This window comes from Tepidiforma sp., assembly GCF_034432735.1.
Lineage (GTDB): Bacteria > Chloroflexota > Dehalococcoidia > Tepidiformales > Tepidiformaceae > Tepidiforma.
Window position 1 is genome coordinate 1 of the sequence record NZ_DAOUBJ010000086.1, and the last position, 17,330, is coordinate 17,330.

13 protein-coding genes and 1 pseudogene are annotated in these 17,330 nt (G+C 70.7%); 7 read left to right on the plus strand and 7 right to left on the minus strand.

Translation table 11 applies throughout. From position 1 onward, the window contains the following. Together VAE53_RS08415 and VAE53_RS08420 are read right to left on the minus strand one after the other, a co-directional pair. Nucleotides 1-433: pseudogene (locus VAE53_RS08415) on the minus strand (hypothetical protein); the annotation flags it as partial. After that, nucleotides 433-843, minus strand: coding sequence for a hypothetical protein (locus tag VAE53_RS08420; RefSeq protein WP_322818930.1), 411 nt, complete (start codon nt 841-843; stop codon nt 433-435). The pseudogene VAE53_RS08415 and the gene VAE53_RS08420, both read right to left, overlap by 1 nt. A gap of 122 nt (nt 844-965) precedes the next feature. Between VAE53_RS08420 and dnaE the strand changes: the two genes are divergently transcribed. Then, complete coding sequence (gene dnaE, locus VAE53_RS08425) at nt 966-4,685, plus strand: DNA polymerase III subunit alpha (protein WP_322818931.1); 3,720 nt, start codon at nt 966-968, stop codon at nt 4,683-4,685. A 24-nt stretch (nt 4,686-4,709) separates the two neighbouring features. Here dnaE and fsa read toward each other — a convergent pair whose 3' ends face one another. From fsa to VAE53_RS08445, 4 genes are all read right to left on the minus strand, one after another. After that, a complete protein-coding gene (fsa, locus tag VAE53_RS08430; RefSeq protein ID WP_322818932.1) occupies nt 4,710-5,366 on the minus strand; it encodes a fructose-6-phosphate aldolase in 657 nt (218 codons plus the stop codon). A gap of 318 nt (nt 5,367-5,684) precedes the next feature. Beyond that, entirely contained in the window at nt 5,685-7,901 is a 2,217-nt protein-coding gene (locus VAE53_RS08435; RefSeq protein WP_322818933.1) for a S8 family serine peptidase, read from the minus strand. 27 nt (nt 7,902-7,928) lie between these two features. Next, entirely contained in the window at nt 7,929-8,735 is an 807-nt protein-coding gene (locus VAE53_RS08440) for a hypothetical protein (protein ID WP_322818934.1), read from the minus strand. Beyond that, nucleotides 8,735-9,487 carry a hypothetical protein gene (locus tag VAE53_RS08445; RefSeq protein ID WP_322818935.1) on the minus strand — a complete coding sequence of 251 codons (753 nt, stop codon included), beginning with the start codon at nt 9,485-9,487 and terminating at the stop codon, nt 8,735-8,737. The genes VAE53_RS08440 and VAE53_RS08445 overlap by 1 nt, the downstream gene beginning before the upstream one ends. Before the next feature lie 249 nt (nt 9,488-9,736). Between VAE53_RS08445 and VAE53_RS08450 the strand changes: the two genes are divergently transcribed. Both VAE53_RS08450 and VAE53_RS08455 read left to right on the plus strand, forming a co-directional pair. Then, nucleotides 9,737-11,005: a phage portal protein gene (locus VAE53_RS08450; protein ID WP_322818936.1), complete on the plus strand. Its 1,269-nt coding sequence runs from the start codon at nt 9,737-9,739 to the stop codon at nt 11,003-11,005. 253 nt (nt 11,006-11,258) lie between these two features. Continuing rightward, nucleotides 11,259-12,497, plus strand: coding sequence for an AAA family ATPase (locus VAE53_RS08455; RefSeq protein ID WP_322818937.1), 1,239 nt, complete (start codon nt 11,259-11,261; stop codon nt 12,495-12,497). Nucleotides 12,498-12,609: 112 nt separating this feature from the next. Here the strand turns inward: VAE53_RS08455 and alr are convergent, their stop codons facing one another. Then, nucleotides 12,610-13,785: an alanine racemase gene (gene alr, locus VAE53_RS08460; RefSeq protein ID WP_322818938.1), complete on the minus strand. Its 1,176-nt coding sequence runs from the start codon at nt 13,783-13,785 to the stop codon at nt 12,610-12,612. 78 nt (nt 13,786-13,863) lie between these two features. Between alr and VAE53_RS08465 the strand changes: the two genes are divergently transcribed. The 4 genes from VAE53_RS08465 to yidD all read left to right on the plus strand — a co-directional run bounded on the left by VAE53_RS08465 (nt 13,864) and on the right by yidD (nt 16,921). Next, entirely contained in the window at nt 13,864-16,104 is a 2,241-nt protein-coding gene (locus tag VAE53_RS08465; RefSeq protein ID WP_322818939.1) for a transglycosylase SLT domain-containing protein, read from the plus strand. Between the two features lie 72 nt (nt 16,105-16,176). Continuing rightward, nucleotides 16,177-16,320 carry a 50S ribosomal protein L34 gene (gene rpmH, locus VAE53_RS08470; RefSeq protein WP_158066874.1) on the plus strand — a complete coding sequence of 48 codons (144 nt, stop codon included), beginning with the start codon at nt 16,177-16,179 and terminating at the stop codon, nt 16,318-16,320. 14 nt (nt 16,321-16,334) lie between these two features. After that, nucleotides 16,335-16,700, plus strand: coding sequence for a ribonuclease P protein component (gene rnpA, locus VAE53_RS08475; RefSeq protein ID WP_322818940.1), 366 nt, complete (start codon nt 16,335-16,337; stop codon nt 16,698-16,700). Further along, nucleotides 16,697-16,921 (plus strand): membrane protein insertion efficiency factor YidD, encoded by a 225-nt coding sequence (yidD, locus tag VAE53_RS08480; protein ID WP_322818941.1) that lies wholly within the window; start codon nt 16,697-16,699, stop codon nt 16,919-16,921. Before rnpA ends, yidD begins: the two co-directional genes overlap by 4 nt. Nucleotides 16,922-17,330 lie beyond the last annotated feature (409 nt).

Here is a 17,330-nt window from a genome sequence, read left to right on the forward strand (position 1 = left end):
CGAATTCGGCCACGGCGCGCTCGAGCTCCTCTGCCTCGGCGAAGAGCTGGCGCACGGCCTCGTCGGCGAGCTCCTCGGCTTCGTCGCGGGTGCCGGTGGGTGGCTCGGCGGCTGGTGCGGCGGCCGGGGGCGATTCGACATCCGCTTCGACGGCGGGGGGCTCGGGCTCGACGAGGTGGCCCGTCTCGTCGATGGCGACATCGACCGGGGGCTCCCAATCGGGAGCGCGCATCCCCTCGGCCTCGGCGTCGGCGATCTCCTGCTCGAGCGCCTCGTCCTCTTCGACGACGAGGACGGGTTCGACGGCGGGCGGCGACCAGCCGGGTTCGGGCGCGGGCCAATCGCCACGGCGCCGTCGGAGGACGAGGAGGGCGATGGTGACCGCCACCCCGGCGACGGTCGCGATGACGAGCACGCGGACAAGGCGGCGCATCAGGTGCCTCCGCGCGCGGCTTCGCGCTCCAGCAGCGCTTCGGTCACGAGGCGGAGCGCTTCGTAGAGGTAGACGATCTGGTCGCGCGGGTGGAGGTCGATGCGCTTGAGCGTCTCTTTGCGGGCGGTGACCGGGTCCCATGAGCCGGTCAGTTCGATGGCTTCGTGGTCGATGCCCATCTGCAGTTCGTAGAGCTCGCCATCTTCGGCCACGACGATGCAGCCGATGTCGGGATCGGCGGGCGGGATGCCGGGGTCGACTTCGATGGCGTTGGTGAAGAGGGCGTTGGGAAACGGAGGAAAGGGGCGGAGTTGCTCGCTCGCCTCGCGGAGGAGGTCGGCGAGCTGGAGGGCTGCCCGCTCGAGGATGGCATCGGCCTGGGCTTTGCGGCGGAGTGCTTCGCTGGCCATACGGGCGCAGTATACGGAAGGAGGGGCGCGGGGTCTGCGGGATATTGCGGGGCGCGCGATCGGGCTTCGCGGCTCGTCGTCCTGCGAAGCCGCCCGCGGGTGTAGACTGGGGCACCCGGGAAATGTTTACCCACCTGCACACCCACACCGAATATTCGCTGCTCGATGGCATGAGCAAGATCGGCCCGCTGATGGACCGGGTCAAGGAGCTCGGCCAGGAAGCGATCGCGATGACCGACCACGGCGCGCTCTACGGCGCGATCGATTTCTACCGGGAGGCCGTGGCGCGGGGGATCAAGCCGATCATCGGTGTCGAGGCTTATGTCGCGCCGGGCAGCCGCTTCAGCCGCGAAAAGAGCGAGGGTTCGCCGTACCACCTGGTCTTGTTGGCGCGCAATCTGACGGGTTACAAGAACCTCATCGCGCTCGTCACCCGGGCGAATCTGGAGGGCTACTACTACAAACCCCGCATCGATCGCGAGCTCATCGAAAAGTACAGCGAGGGGCTCACGGTGCTCTCGGGTTGCCCCTCTTCGGAATTCCACCGACGGGTTCAGGAGGGGGACCGCGAGGGGGCGATCGCGGTCGCGCGCTACTACCGCGAGGTTTTCGATGGCCATTACTACCTCGAGGTGCAGGACCACGGCGACGAGAAGTTCACGCGGCTGAACCCGGTCATCGCGGATATCGGCCGCGAGCTCGGCATCCCCGTGGTGGCCACGAACGATAGCCATTACACCCTGCCGGAGGATGCGGAGGCGCACGATGTGCTCCTCTGCATCGGCACGAACGCGACGGTGGACCAGCGCGACCGGTACCGGTTCGATGGCCACGGGTACTACGTGAAGAGCGAAGCGGAGATGCTCCGCCTCTTCCCCGAGAACCCGGAGTTCATTACGAACACGATGCTCGTCGCCGACGAGTGCGACCTGGAGCTGAAGTTCGACCGACAGCTCTTGCCCGAGCCGCCGGTGCCGCCGGGCCGCTCGAGCGACGATTATCTGGCGGAGCTGTGCTTTCGGGGCCTCCGCGAGCGGTTCGCGACGGTCACCCCCGATTTGGAGGAGCGGCTCCGCTACGAGCTGGATGTGCTCCGCCAAACGGGCTTCACGGACTACATGTTCGTGGTGAAGGAGATCGCCGATTTCGCGCGGCGGGCGGGGATCCGGATGGGCGTGCGCGGCTCGGCCGCGGCCTCGCTCGTGCTCTACGTGCTGAAGGTGACGGATATCGATCCGGTCGCGAATCGGCTCGTCTTCGAGCGGTTCCTCAATATCGAGCGGCGCGAGATGCCCGACGTGGACTTCGATTTCGCCGACGACCGGCGCGACGAGATGATTCGGTTTGCCTACGAGCGGTACGGGCGCGACCGGGTAGCCCAAATCATCACCTTCGGAACGCTCGGTGCGAAGGCGGCCATCCGCGACGTGGGCCGGGCGCTCGGGCTCTCCTACGCCGAGACGGACCGCGTCGCCCGGCTGGTGCCGGAGGTGCTCCACATCACGCTGCCCGAGGCGCTCGAACAATCGATGGAGCTGCGCGAGGCCTACGAGGGCGATCCGAAGGTGCGCCGGCTCGTGGATACGGCCCGCCGGCTGGAGGGTGTCGCCCGTCACGCGAGCACGCATGCCGCCGGCGTGGTCATCTCGCGCGATCCGCTCATCGAACACGTTCCCCTCCAGCGGCCCACCCGCGGCGACGAAGACAGCATCCCGATGACGCAATTCGCTATGGATCAGGTGGCAAAGATCGGGCTGCTGAAGATGGACTTCCTCGGACTTTCGAACCTGACCATCCTCCAACGCGCGACCGACCTCATCCGCGAGACGACGGGCGAGGAGGTCGACCTCGTCCACCTGCCCGATGGCGACCCGAAGACGATGGAGATGCTGGGCAAGGGCGAGACGTTCGGCGTCTTCCAACTGGAATCGGCGGGGATGCGACGGTACATCCAGGAGCTCCAGCCGACGACGATCGCCGACCTCTGCGCGATGGTGGCGCTCTATCGGCCGGGGCCGATGCAACACATCCCGCGGTACATCGATGGAAAGCACGGCCGGGTGCCGATCACGTACCCGCATCCCGACCTGGCGGACATTCTCGACGAGACGTACGGCGTCATCGTCTACCAGGATCAGGTGCTCCTCATCGCGCGGAAGTTCGCGGGCTACACGCTCGGCCAGGCGGACATCATGCGCAAGGCGATGGGGAAGAAGAAGGCGGAGATCATGGCCGAGGAGCGGGGCCGATTCATCGCCGGTGCGGTGGCCAAGGGGTACCGCGAGGAGGACGCGCGGGCGGTGTTCGACCTGATCGAGCCGTTCGCGGGGTACGCGTTCAACAAGGCCCACAGCTGGTGCTACGGCCACATCGCCTACCAAACGGCCTACCTGAAGGCGAATTACCCGGTGCAGTACATGACGGCGCTGCTGCAGCTGGCCAAGAACGCGCCCGATACGCACGCACGCATCGCGGCGGCGGTGGCGGAGTGCTCGAAGCTGGGCATCGAGGTGCTCCCGCCGGATGTGAACGCGAGCCAGGAGAACTTCGCCGTCGAGCGGCGGCCGGACGGGTCGCTGGCGATTCGATTCGGACTCGGCGTCATCAAGAACGTCGGCTCGGCGGCGGTGGAGGGGATCATCGCGGCGCGCGAAGCGGGCGGCCCCTATCGCACCATCGAAGATTTCTGCCGACGGGCCGAGCTCTCGGCGGCGAACTCGCGCGCGCTCGAACACTTGGCGAAGGCGGGGGCCTTCGACCTCCTCGGCGGGCCGCCCGGCCCCTACAACCGCGCCACGCTGGCCGCCAACGCCGAACGGCTGATGGCGCTCGCCAGGCGGGAGCGGGAGCTCCGCGAATCGGGGCAGGCGACGATGTTCGACCTCTTCGGGGGCGAGGTAGAGACGCCGCTGCCAGCGCTCGACCTCGATACGCTTCCCCAGAAGCGGGAGGACTTGCTCGCTTGGGAGAAGGAGCTCCTCGGCGTCTACGTGTCCGACCACCCGTTCAAGTCGATCGCGCAGGAGGTGGCGCGCTACGCGACGCATAGCATCGCTGACCTCGGCCCGGAGCTCGCGGGTCAGACGGTCACCATCGCGGGGATGTTGTCGCGCGTGCAGGCGCGGGCAACGCGCGACGGGCGGAAGTTCTACCTTGCGGAGGTCGAGGACCTTTCGGGGTCGGCCGAGCTGATGGTCTGGAGCGATGCGATCGAGCTGACGGGGGAGGAGGCATGGGCCGAGGGGCGGGTGCTCGTCTGCTCGGTGGAGGTGCGCGACCGGGGCGACCGGGGCCTGACCTACGCGGTGCGCAAGGCGGCGCCCTACGATGCGGCCTCGGGGACGGCAGCGGGCTTCGCCGCGGCCCAGTGGCAGGTGGAGGCGCCGAAGAAGCGGCCCGGCATGGCCAGGCCGGGCGAGGAGCCCGCCCAGCGGGTGCCGGCCCAGGGAGCTGTGCCCCCGACGAACGGGCGGCAGCACGGCGGGCTGGCGGCGCCGGCGAACGGCGGCCTGCGTAACGCCGGCCCGACGGCGGAAGCGAGCCGCCCCGGGGTCACCCCGCCTATCGCGCCCGAGGCCGTTCGCCTCTCCATTACGCTCATCGAAACCGAGGATGTCCTCGCCGACGAGGCGCTGCTCAAGGCCGTGGTCGACCTCCTGCAGAAGCACCCGGGGAACGACGAGGTGCGGGTCGTCGTTCGGGATACGGCGGGGGAGGAGATGGAGTTCGATTTCCCACGTGCGGCGGCGACGGAGGAGCTGGCGCGAAGCCTGCGCAACCTGATCGGCAACCGCGGCTCCGTCCGCCTGATGGGGGGCGCGAAGGTGGCCGGGGCGGCGTAGGCGCGGGGCCGCTGTCGGCGTGCCTTAGCTCGGGAGGAGCCCGGCCTTGCGCGCGTCGTCGAGGAAGCGCTCGATACCGAGGTCGGTGAGCGGGTGCTTCAGCATTTGGGGGAGGAGCGAGGGCGGGATGGTGGCGATGTGGGCGCCGGCGAGGGCGGCCTGCGTGACGTGGAGTGGGTGTCGGAGGCTGGCGGCGAGCACGCGCGCTGCCAGCCCGTGCTTCTCGACGATCTCGACGCACTGACGCACGAGCTCCATGCCGTCGTGGCCGATATCGTCGAGCCGGCCGACGAAGGGGCTGAGGAAGGAAGCGCCAGCGAGGGCGGCGAGCAGGGCCTGGTTGGCCGAGAAGATGAGGGTGACGTTGACGCGGATGCCCTCACGGCTGCAGCGGCGGATCGCCTCGAGCCCCTCGGCGTCGATCGGGATTTTGACGACGACGTTGGGGTGCCAGCTGGCCAGTTCACGCGCTTCCTCGACGAGTTCGTCGGCGGTGCGGGAGATGCATTCGGCCGAGATCGGCCCATCGATGACGCTGGCGATCTCTTGGATGCGCTGGCGGTAGCTGACGCCGCCTTCCTTGGCGAGCAGGCTCGGATTGGTGGTCACGCCGCTGATGACGCCGTAGCGGGCGGCGGCGCGAACCTCGTCGATCGAGGCGGTATCGAGGAAGAGCTGCATGGCGGGCGACCCCAGGGCTGGCGTTCGGCTCCATGGTACGGGAGCACGAGGCTAGAGGGATTGGCCCCCTGAACGCGGGCGGCCCCCGCCGGAGAAGGAAGCGGGGGCCGCCCTTGGGAGTCCAGGTGTCCGCCTGAGGGGAACGCAGCATGAGGAGGGCGTCGACCTGGTGCCTGCGGGCGACCCAGGGGCCCTGGAACCCTGAGTCGCACCACACGCTGGATATTAGGCGAACCTAATCGAAAAAGCAAGAGAAGAAAAAACTCGATAAGCTCGCGGAGAGGTGGGGTGCCGACCGGTGCGAGCGCCCCGCCGAACTCACGGCATGACCAGGGTGGCCGGTTCCTCGAGGTAGACCCAGTAGACGCGGAGGGTGAAGAGGCCGCCGAAGTCGTTGAGGTAGCGCGGCTGGCCCGGCAGGTAGCTCAACCAGCGGCCGCTGGCGTTGTCGTACTGGAGCACTTGGGTGTACTTGCCGGCGATACTCGCGAGGGCATCGGCGACGGCGCGCGATTGGCCGGTGTAGGTGATGTTGTTCCAGCCGGCGGCCAGCTCGATGGTGCGACCGGGGGGCGGGTTGGGGTTGAGCGAGGCGACGTTCGCCGCCGGTGCATCGACCCAGTAGGCGTCGTACTGCTGGATCACCGGGTAATCGCTGACGGCGGCGGGGGCGCCGCGGAGGTAGCGGCGGTAGGCGCCGAGGAGGCCCTCCGCCTCGCTGAAGGCCCACTTGAGCGGGTCCCACCGGTAGATGGCGCTCCAGGGGAGGGGGAGGGTGGAGGCGGCGCCGGGCAGGGGCCCGCTCGGCTCGAGGTGGGCGACGTTCGACCAGCCGCTGCCGAGGGTCTGCACGACGACGGCCCCAGGGGGCGGCGTGACGCTGCTGAAGAACAGCCCGGCGAGTCCGAGGTCGGCGTTGCGGCCACCCCAGGCGACGGTCGGCTTGGCAGCGAGGCCACCGATGACGAGTTCGACCTGGGCGCCGGGTGCCCCGCAGCCGGGCGTTTCGGCGGCCGACCGCACCTTCAGCGTGAAGGTGGAGACCGGGCCGGCGGAGACGGCGGAGGTGGTGCCGCAGACCGTCGTGCCGACGCGCGCTTGGATCGACGTGCCCCCAGGGACATCGCGCCAGTCGTGCTGGGGGACGCCGCTGATGGACATCGGGATGCGGGCCATGGCCCCGCCGATGTCGACGATGCCGCTCCCGGCCCAATTCTGGCCGTGGGGTGCGGGTGGGGCGGGCGTGGCGGCCGCGCGGGCAGCGGCGATGTAGTCGTCGGCGCTGAGCCGGCTGTTGCGCGAGATGAGGAGCGCGAACATGCCGCTGACGAGCGGGGTGGCGAAGCTGGTGCCGCCCTGGAAGCCGCCGATCGGCTCGCCGATCTCGGCGTAGGGGTTTTGCAGGCCGATGTCCGTCCGGGTGGTGGAGAGGAGCCGATTGCCCGGGGCAGCGAGATCGATGGCCGGGCCGTAGTTGCTGTAGCTTGCCCAGCTCATGCCGTTCAGGTTGTCGGCGGCGCCGACGGCGATGACGTTTTCGTACTGGGTGTAGGCGGCCGGGTAGGCGACGCCGGCGGGCTGGCCGGCGGTGTGGTTGCCCGCTGCCGCCACGACGATCACGCCGGAATCCTGCGCCAGCTGGAGCGCCGCCCGCAGGGCCGGGATATCGGCCTGGGTGTGCGGCGGGTCGGAGGCGATGCTGATGTTGATCACCCGGGCGCCTTGCCGGACGGCGTAGACGATCGCATCGGCGATGCGGGTCATGAAGCCTTCGCCGCGGCAATCGAGCGCCTTGATGGCGAGCAGGCGGACGTTCCACGCGACCCCCGTGACGCCCATGGCGTTGTCCCCGGCGGCGCCGATGATCCCGGCGACGAGCGTCCCGTGGCTGCTGGGCATGTCGTCGAGGATGGCGCCGGTGGGCTGCGAGGTGGTGTACCCGCACATGGCGGCGTTGACCTGGGTGAGATTGACGAACCGGCACCCGTAGCGGTCGTTGAGACAGCCGTTGCCATCGCGGTCGATGCCGTCGCTCTGGTTGTCGATGGGGTTTTCCCAGAGCCGTCCGGCGAACTCCGGGTGGCGCACGTCGAGCCCCGAATCGATGACGGCGACGATCACGTCGCGCGAGCCGGTGTGGAGGTCCCAGGCGGCGGGGGCGCCGATGGCGGCGAGGTACTGCGCCTGGTTGGGGCCGTTGCCGCTGCCGAGATAGTACGGGTCGTTGGGGATGGCGGCGGCACGGACGGGGGCATCGGGCACGGCGCTCACCACGTTCGGGGCGCGGGCGATTTCGGCGGCGTAGTCGGCGGGGTCGCGCCCGGCGGGCACGGGCAGGGAGAAGTAGCCTTGCTCGGCGAGGGTTGGCGGCGGCTGCCAGGGGCGCAATGTCTGGGCGCGGAGGGCGGTATCGAACTGAACGGAAACGTAGGCGACCGGGGCGGGCGGCGGCGTATCCGCGGTTGCCGGGGTGGCCCCGGCGGCGCCGCCAAGTGCCGCCACGGCGAGAACGATGGCGAACCAGCGACGCGGCACGAGCTGCCCTCCCTCCGCCCTCGGGCTTCAGCCGCCGATCACCCCGATGGCGGGAGTGGGGATCGGCGTGGGCTCCACGGCCGGTGCCTCGCCGAGGAGCTTGGCATCGACCAGGACGGCGAGCTCCCGTGCCTGGTCGGTCGACATGTAGGGGACGGCGCCGTACGTCTGGATGGAAACGACGGCGTTGCCCCGCCGGAAGACGAAGCGATGATAGACGGAGGGGACGTCGCTCGTCCCGATGGTGGGCCCGGCGAACCGGAACGCGGCGGACTGATTGGCGAGCGGCCGAGCTTCGGCCCGCTCGCTCCCGGACCGGGCGGCGAGCCGGTTGGTGTAGTACTCGTAGGCGGTCCGCGCTCCTGCTGGCGTTTCGAAGAGGTACACCTCGATCCAGGCGGAGTAGCCGCCCTGGACGACCTGGGCTGCCAGCCCGACGGGGTCGTACTGCACCTGGTAGCCGTCGATGATCCGCCACTGTTGGGCGAGCCCTTCGCCCTGCGCGTTCGTGTCGAACCAGTACGAGGCGGTGAACGTGGTGATGTTCATCGTGAACGTTTCGGAGACGTTCACCCGCATTTCGGGCGGCATCTCCTCGAGGAGCGGGGCGTACTTGCTCGCGGGCCGCGCGACGCTCGGTTCGGGGCCACCCGCAAGGCCGCCCGAGCTGCGGGGGGTGGGCTCTTTCACGGGCCTATCGACGTTGGAACCGCCGCTTTGGTTCCCGCCGTTGCCGCTCGTGAGGAGGAGCGTGCCGACCGCCGCCGCGGCGATGACGACGAGGCCGCCGATGAGGACGATGACGGGGAGCGAGAGCCGGCGGCGGCGCGCCATCAGTTGCCTGCCGCGGGGGTGTAGTTGCTCGTGGGGGTGGGCTCTGGCGTGTCGAGCTGGCCGAGCGCTTTCTTGTCGCTGATGAGCGCGAGGTTCCGCGCCGGGTCGACCTTCATGAACGGCTCGGCGCCCTTGGTGAGGACGACGCAGACGAGATTCCCGCGCCGGAACAGCACTTGGTGGTAGACGGCATTGACGCTCGACTTGCCGATCGTGCCGAGCGTCATCACGTAGGCGGCGCTCTGGTTGCCGACCTGGGCCATGGAGACGGGGGCCATGCCGGGTTGGGCGGCGGCGAACTTGTTGAAGTAGTCGTAGGCCTGTTTCGCGCCGCTCTCCTGGGCGAAGAGGTGGCATTCGGTGCGAATCCAGTAGGCACCGTTGAGGACGGCGGTTTCGCGCCCCTCGGGGGTGTAGCCGGTCTGATAGCCGCCCTCGTACCCCCAGCTCTGGAGCAGCTTCTTGCCCTCGGCCTCGGAGGAGAAGACGGAGGTCTTGGCGTAGGCGTCGCCATCGACGACGAGGGTGCTCGGGATATCGGTAATCCAGTTGGTGCCCAGTTCTTCGACGCGGACGACGTATTTGCTCGCTGGTGGATCGAGGCGGGGGCTGACGCTGGGGTTGGTGACTTCGGGGGTCGCGGTGCTGCCGCCCTGGGCGGGAGGGGCATCGGCGGTGCCGTCGCCACAAGCGATGGCAAAGGGGAGCAAGGTCGCGAGGGCGCAGGTGGCCAACGCTAAAGCGCGGGGCATACCGAACCTTCCCGGGGGCGTCTGCCGGTGAGTGTACGTTGGGGCCCCGGTTAGCGGAAGGAAAGACGAAAGATTTGGGGAAGCGAGCCGGGTGCGGGCGCGGCTTCCGTTTCCCTGCGCTGGCCCCTTGCAATGCGGGCAGCATGCCTCTCGCCGGGAGGTGGCTGGCGCCGGCGTCAGCTGGTGCTTGGAGCTGTGCGCGGGGCCTTGCCACGCTCGCCGGCACGAACGATGGAGGTTCGCGAATCCGTGCCCGCCCAGCAACTCCCCCTGCCCGACTTGCCCCTCCCGCAGCTGCTTCGCCAGCTCGATTTCGACCGCTTGGCCCGCTACCGCGAGCACCTCGCCTTTTATCTCGGCCAGCATTGGAGCGGCCGGCCGCGCCGCGGCGAGCGCCGCCTGACGTTCAACTATGCCCGGGCCGTGGTGGACAAGGTGACGGGCTACCTCCTGGCGGGGGCGAACATCCAGGTGGTGGGCGACGAGACACCCGCCGGGCTCGCACGGGCGCGAGCGGCGGAGCGGGCCCTCCGCGCAGTCGAGGCGGCGAACGCCCTCGGCCAGCTCGACTACGAGACGGAGCTGGATTGCGCGGTCCTGGGCGATGGTGCCTACCGCGTGGCCTGGGATGCGCGGGCGCAGGAGGTGAGGGTGTCGGCTCCGGACGTGCAGGGGCTGTTCGCCTGGCGCGATGCCGCCCAGCCGGGCCGCCTCGATGCCATCGCGCATCGCTATCGGGTCGGCGAGGATGAATTCATCGAGTACTGGACGGCCGAGCGGTTCGAGCTCTGGCATGGTTCCGAGCTGACGGAGCGGCTTCCGAACCCGTACGGCTTCATTCCCTACGTGGTCTTTCCGAACCTGCGCGAGCCGAAGCAGCCGTGGGGAGCGAGCGACATTCCGCCGTTGGTGGAGGTGAACCGCGAGCTGAACCGGGCGTTCAGCCAGCTGAGCCAAGTCCTGGAGCTCTCGGGGAACCCGATCGCCGTGCTCGAAGGGGTGACGGCCTCGGAGGGCATCGCCGTGGAGCCGGGCGCTGTCTGGGAACTCCCGGAAGAGGCGCGGGCGTACTTGCTCGACCTCCTCCAGGGCGGTGGCGTCGCGCTCCACGCGACCTATATCGAGCTGCTCTACCGCGTGCTGCACGATTTGGGCGAATCGCCGCGGACGGCGTTCGGACACAATCCGCAGGGGCTGAGCGGGGTGGCGCTGAACACGGAGCTCGACCCGATCGCGCGAAAGGTGGAGCGGAAACGGCGCATTCGCACGGCGGCCTACGAGCGGCGGGCGTGGATGGTGCTTCAACTGCTGGCGCGCTTCGAGGGGTTGGAGGTGGAGGGGCTGCGCCCGGTGATGCAGTGGGGACCGGTGCTCCCGGCCGACCGCTCGCGCCAGGTACAGGACGCGCGGCTGCTCGTGGACGGGGGGATCGTTTCGCGCCGGACTGCCGCTGCCGCGCTCGGCGTGGAGGACCCGGAGGCCGAGGCCGCCCGGGTGCGGGAGGAGCGCTCGGGCTGAGGCCACCTCCCGTCGCAGCCGGAGGGCCTGCCCCCGCCGCGGGGGCCCGCTGGGGTCCGCCCCAGGGGCGGCCCCCCGGGTGAACGGGACTGGCCGGCAGTGGCCATCGGGTGAAGGCGGGGTGGACGGATCGGCAGAACTTCGTAGGAAAGTGGTTGCGGAGGGGTGCACCATCTTCCAACGGGGTGGCGAGGGAGTGACGATGCGATGACCAGCCGGCGACAGCCCGGTGCAAAGGACGGTACCGACAGCCATGACCCCCAACCTGACTACCCTCCTCGTCGATAGCGACGAGTTCGCCCGCGAGACGATGCGCCAGCGGCTGGAAGCCGCGGGGCTGGAGGTGACGCTCGAACGGCCCGGCGGGCTCGCCGCACAGGAGACGATCGCCCAGTTCCATCCGGACGTGGTGATCGTGGCGGTGGAGCCGCCGATCCAGCGGGCGCTGCAGGTGATCACGTTCACCCGGGAGTTGCTGCCCGGCACCTCGATCGTCGCCTACAGCAGTGACTGGTCGCCGCACCTGGAGCGCCGCTTGATGCAGGCCGGCGCCAACGATTTTCTCCACGGCCAGGTGAGGAGCGAGCGGCTCGTGGAGGTGGCAGCTCGGGTTCGCGCGATGGCGATCCGGCGGACGCGGCTCGCGACCGGCGAGCTCGAGCAGGCCGGCCGCATCGTCACGGTGGTCGGGCAGAAGGGAGGCATCGGCAAGACGACGACGAGCACGAATTTGGCTGCGGCCATCGCCGGGAGCGGCCAACGTTCGGTGCTCCTGATCGATCTCGATACGCGGTTCGGCGACGTGGCGATCATGCTCGACGTGACCCCGACGTACACCGTCTCGGAGGTGGCGCTGGAGCCGTCGTACCTCGACCGCGAGGTGTTCCACCGGGTGCTCCTGCAGCACGAATCGGGCGCGTACGTGCTGCCGGCTGCGCGCGATTACCGGAGCTGGCTGAACTGCGGCCCCGCGGAGATCCAGCGGCTCATCCGCTTCGCGGCGACGATGTTCGACGTCGTGATCTGCGACACCCCGGGGACCTACAACGATGTGGTGGGGGCGGCGTTGGAGGTGAGCGACCTGGCGGTGGCGATCACGAGCACCGATGCGACGAGCCTCAAGAACGCGGCCTTGCTGGTGGAACACTTCCGGGCTCGGGGGCGCGCCGAGGACCGGCTGCTGGTGACGCTGGTCCACGGGCACGGAGAGCAGGGACCGTCGAAGGCTGACGTGGAGTTCGTCATCGGGCATCCGGTGAATTTCGAAGTGCCCTTCGACCAGGCGGTGCAGCGGGCGACGCAGGCGGGCTCGCCGGTGGTGCGGTATCGGCCCGGTGCCCCGGCGGCCTGCGTCTACGAAGCGCTCGCCGCGGCGGTGGCGGGCTACCCGGCTCCGGTGCCGGGCGGGCGGGATGTGCGCTCGCGCTTCTTCGGCTTGTTCGGCCGGAAGGGGCGGGCAGTGGCCGCCAAGGGCGAGCGGGTCGCCGTCTGAATCGTCCTGGCGGCGCTCTCGGGCGGGGGCGCTGCCGGTTGGAACATGGCTTCCTCTCCAGGCGCGGGAGCCCCGGCAGGCCGGCCGGGGCTTTCGTGCGAGAGGGCGCTGTTTACCAGGCGGGCGGCGTAATGGTGACGACCTGCCCGGAGCGGTGGTAGATGCGCGGGAGGCGGCCGGAGAGCCCGGCGATGAGGTCCCAAGCGATGGTGCCGGCGAGCCGGGCGACCTCGGTGGCGGTCAGCCGCTCTGGCCCGTCGGCTCCGAGGAGGGTGACGACCTCGCCCTCGGCGGCCCCGGGGGCATCGGTGACGTCGGCGAGGAACTGGTCCATGCAGACGCGGCCGATCATCGGGCAGCGGCGCCCGCGGAGGAGCACTTCGCCGGCGTTGGAGAGGGAGCGGCGCCAGCCGTCGGCGTAGCCCACGGGGACGAGTCCGGCGAGGGTCGGGCGGCCGGCGCGCCAGGTGAGGCCATAGCTCACTCCTTCGCCGGGGGCGACCCGGGCGACGCGGGCGAGCCGCGCGCGGAGGGCGAGCACCTGGCGGAGCTCGGGCCCAGGGGTGTTCGCGGGCAATTCACCGTGGAGGGCGAGCCCGATGCGAACGCCGGAATACCGGAAGGCCGGGCGGCGAAGGGCCGTGGCGCTGTTCGCGGTGTGGCGGTAGGGGATCCAGGGGAGGGCGCGGGCGGCGGATTCGAACCGCCGATGCTGCTCGTCGCTGAAGCTGTCGTCGGCCTCGTCGGCGTTCGCCATGTGGGTCGTGAGGCCTTCGACCTCGAGGCCGGGGAGCGTTCGGCAGTATTCGGCGAGGGCCACCGCTTCGTCGAGCTCGATGCCGAAACGGTGGAGGCCCGTATCGACTTTGATGTGCACCGGGACGCTGGCGCCGGCGGCGGTGGCGGCGGCGGAGAGGGCCTCGGCGAGCTCGCGCGAATGGCAGGTGAGGGTGAGCCGGGCGCGGACCGCCTGGGTGGCATCGGCCGGGAAGGCGTGCCCCAGGACGAGGATCGGGCGGGTCACGCCGGCCTGTCGGAGGAGGTAGCCCTCGTGTGGCCACACGACCGCGAAGCGGTCGACGCCGGCCGCTTCGAGGGCAGGGGCGACGACGGCGGCGCCGGCACCGTAGGCGTTCGCCTTGACGACGGCGATCAACTCGACGGGGCCGAGGAGCGCCTTGAGGGCGCGGGTGTTCGCAGCCAGCGCGTCGAGGTCGATTTCGAGCCAGGCGTTGAGCGCAGCCGTGACGTCGCTGAGGGCGTTGTGGGTGACGGGGGGATGGGCCACGTGCCTCTACCGGTCCGTTTACCTGCCCGGGGGTGGGGGCTTTGACCGGCCTCCTCTCCGCTGCCTAGCATCGGGGACGTGAGGGCCGGACGCAATCGCGCGGCCTGGGGCGGGTTCGTCCTCCTGTGTACCGCAGTCGTCGTCGCTGCTGGCTCCGTGGAACGGGCCTCGGACTCGGGCACCACGGCGAGGCCCCCGGCGGGGGCGCCGGCGACGCCGACGCTCGCGCTGCCTTCGCCGACGGCGACGCGGGATGCCGGGCCGAGCGCGCTGCCGGTTGGGCTGGAGGAGGCGGAGGAGCGGTTCCGCGAAGGGCGGTTCGCCGAGGCGCGGGCGGGGTTCGAGGCCGCAGCGCGAGCCGGGGGCGGCCCGGATGTGGTGGGCGAAGCCTGGTTCGGCGTCGGGCGGGCGGCGGAGGCGCTCGGCGACCGCGCGGGCGCCGTGGAGGCGTTTCGACGTGCGCTCGGGGTGGCCACGCCCGAGGGCGAGCTGGCGAGCCGGGCCACCTATCGGCTGCTCCGGGCGCTCAACGATGGGGCCGAGTTCGCCGCGGCGGTGGAGGTGGGCGCACCGACTGGCGCGGGCGTGGTAGCGGCCTACGCACGTTACGAGCGGGGCCGTGCCTTGGCCGGCGTGGGGCGCCGGGCGGAAGCCGCAGAGGTTTGGGAGGGCATCGCGGGCGACGCTTCGTTGGCCGTGGCGGTCCGAGGGGCAGCGATGGATGGCCTCGCCACGGTCGCCCGCGATGGCGGCGACGTGGCGGCGCTCGGCCGCTGGCTCGATGCGCGGATTGCGCTCGATGGCGCGCCGCCGGCGCGATTGGAGCGGGCGCTGGTGGCCCGCCAGGCGGGCGACCTGGCGACCTTCGAACGGCAGCTGCGGGAGCTGATGGCGGCCGCTCCGCTCTCCCGCGAGGCGACGCTCGCCATCGCCGAGCTGGAGGCAGCGGGGCTGGGTGTCGACCCCGGACAGGCGGGGTTCATCCTTTACCGGCGGGGGGCCGATGCCGAAGCCGTGCGAATCCTTTCGGGGGCGGTCGATGAGCCAGGGCTCGCCCCGGAAGAGCGCACCTTTCGGGCGTACTACCTCGCCGCCGCGCTGGAGGAGCTCGGGCGGTATGGAGAGGCCGTCGCCTGGTACGACGCAGCGGCCGCGACTGGCGCGACTTCGCCCTTCGTCCACCGGGCGAGATATTGGGCGGCGCGCGTGCTCGAAACGAGCGGGCGGACGGAGGAGGCGGCCGAGCGCTACCTAGCGCTCGCGGTACAGGGGCCGATCGGGGAGTTTTCGGCCGAGGCCGCTTTCCGTGCGGGATATGTACGGTATAGCGGTAACGACATCGCAGGAGCGCTGTCGGCCTGGGAGGCGGCGAGCGCGGCGGCCAGCCCGCGACTCGAGTACTGGCGGGGGCGAGCGCTCGAAGCGGTCGGTCGTGGGGAGGAGGCGGTGGCGGCCTACCGGCGGGCGGTGGCGCTCGATCGGTTCGATTTCTACGCGTTGGAGGCGGCCGCGCGGTTGGGGGAACCGGTGCTCTCGCTCGATGTGGGCTACCGGCCGCGCGAGCTGGCGAGAAGGACGGATTGGGAGGCGATCGCGGCCTGGCTGCGGGGGCGGATCGGGGGCGACTGGCCAGGCTCGGCTCCGACGGCGGCCTGCGCGCTCGCCCGGGCCGGGCTGGGCGCCGAGGCGGCGGGGGAGGTGAGGGCGGCGGCCGTCGGTGCGTCGGTCTGGCGGCTGCTCGAGTTGGCGCGAGAGGCGCGGGAGTGCGGGCTCGTCCACGTCGCGATCGGGCTGGCGGTGGGAGTGCGCGAGGCGGTCGGGGTGGCGCCGTGGGAAGCGCCCAGGGAGCTGTTGCGCGTCGCGTATCCGGTCGGGTATCCGGCGGCGGTCGATGCGGCGAGCCGGGAGGCGGGCATCGATCCGCTCTTTTTGGCGGCGCTGGTGCGCGTGGAGAGCGGCTGGGACCCGCTCGCGGGCTCGCCGGCCGGGGCGCTGGGGTTGACGCAGGTGATTCCCTCGACGGGGGCGGGGATTGCGCGCGCTTTGGGGGTGGAGCCCTTCGCGGCAGCGGATCTGTACCGGCCGGCGCTATCGCTCAGGTTCGGGGCGTATTACCTGGGGGTGCAGCTGGGGCGGTTCGGCGATCCGCTCCTGGCGCTTGCGGCGTACAACGCGGGGCCGGGCAACGCGCTGCGCTGGGCGGCGGGCGATGCGGGAGCGGCGGCGCTCGTGGAGGGGATCGACTTCACCGAGACGGAGCGGTACGTGCGGCTGATCGTGGAGGGGTACGCCGCCTATCGGCTCGCCTGGGGCGAGTGATTCGACGATAACGGGGGCGAGCGGGTACCTTGGAGGTTCGCGCGGGCGGCGCAGCTCGAGAGGAGGTATCGCATGGCGACGAAGCGGACGTATCAGCCGCATCGCATTCCCCGGAAGCGCGAGCATGGCTTCTTGAAGCGGATGTCGACGCGAGCGGGGCGGCTGGTGCTGAAGGCGCGGCGGCTGAAGGGGCGGAAGCGCCTCACCGTCGTGTGAGACGGGGGCTGGCGATGGACCGCTCGCGGCGATTGCGGAGGGGTCCAGAGTTCGATACTGCGTATCAGAAGGGGACCGTCGTGCGCGGTCCCCTTCTGATTGTGCGGGGGCGGCGGAGCGGGTTAGCGCGGACGCGGTGGGGGTTCGCGGTGGGGCGGCGGTTGGTGGCGAAGGCGCACGACCGGAACCGGGTACGGCGGCGGTTGCGGGAGGCGGCGCGGTGGGCGGGTGTCGGGGAGGGGTGGGACATCGTGGTGGTTGCACGGGAGGGGGCGGTGGCGGCGCGGTTCGAGGCGTTGGTCGAGGAGGTGCGGCGGTTGGTACGGAGGCTGGTGCGGGAGGAGGGGAAGGGTGGGTCGCCGACGGGAGGTGGCGGATGAGTCGCTGGCTGGCGAGGCCGTTGATCTGGCTGGTGGTCGCGTACCAGGCGACGGTATCGCGGGCGATGCCGCCGGTGTGTCGGTTCGAGCCGTCGTGTTCGCGGTACGCGCGGGAGGCGTTGGAGCGGCACGGGGCGTTCCGGGGCGGATGGTTGGCGTTGCGGCGGCTGAGTCGGTGCCGGCCGTTCGGCGGGAAGGGGTACGATCCGGTTCCGGACTGAAGGATTGGGCGTTCGGGGGATGGCCAGCGGGGTGTGCGCGGTCCGAACTGTCGAGTCGGTGGCGTGGGAGGCGAGATACTGTCGAGAAGGCGGATGCGATCCGCGGGTCAGCTCACCGTTCCACGTGAAACATCCCCGGGGTCGATGGTCCGGCCGGGCGGGGTTGGACGCTATCGGCCCGCGGGCGTCGCCTCCGCCTTTCCTCGATGGTGTTTCACGTGAAACGTCGAAGCCTTGGATGGGGTCCGCGACGTCGGGCGATGGCGAGCAGCATGGGGGATCCATCGCGTGCCGGAGGGATGGTGCGCGATGGCGACGGGAGGGGGCGGGTCTCACGGGCGATCCGGCGGGTTGACGCGGCGGCCGCCGGAGGCGCGGGGGCCGTTCCACGTGAAACACCCGGCACGTC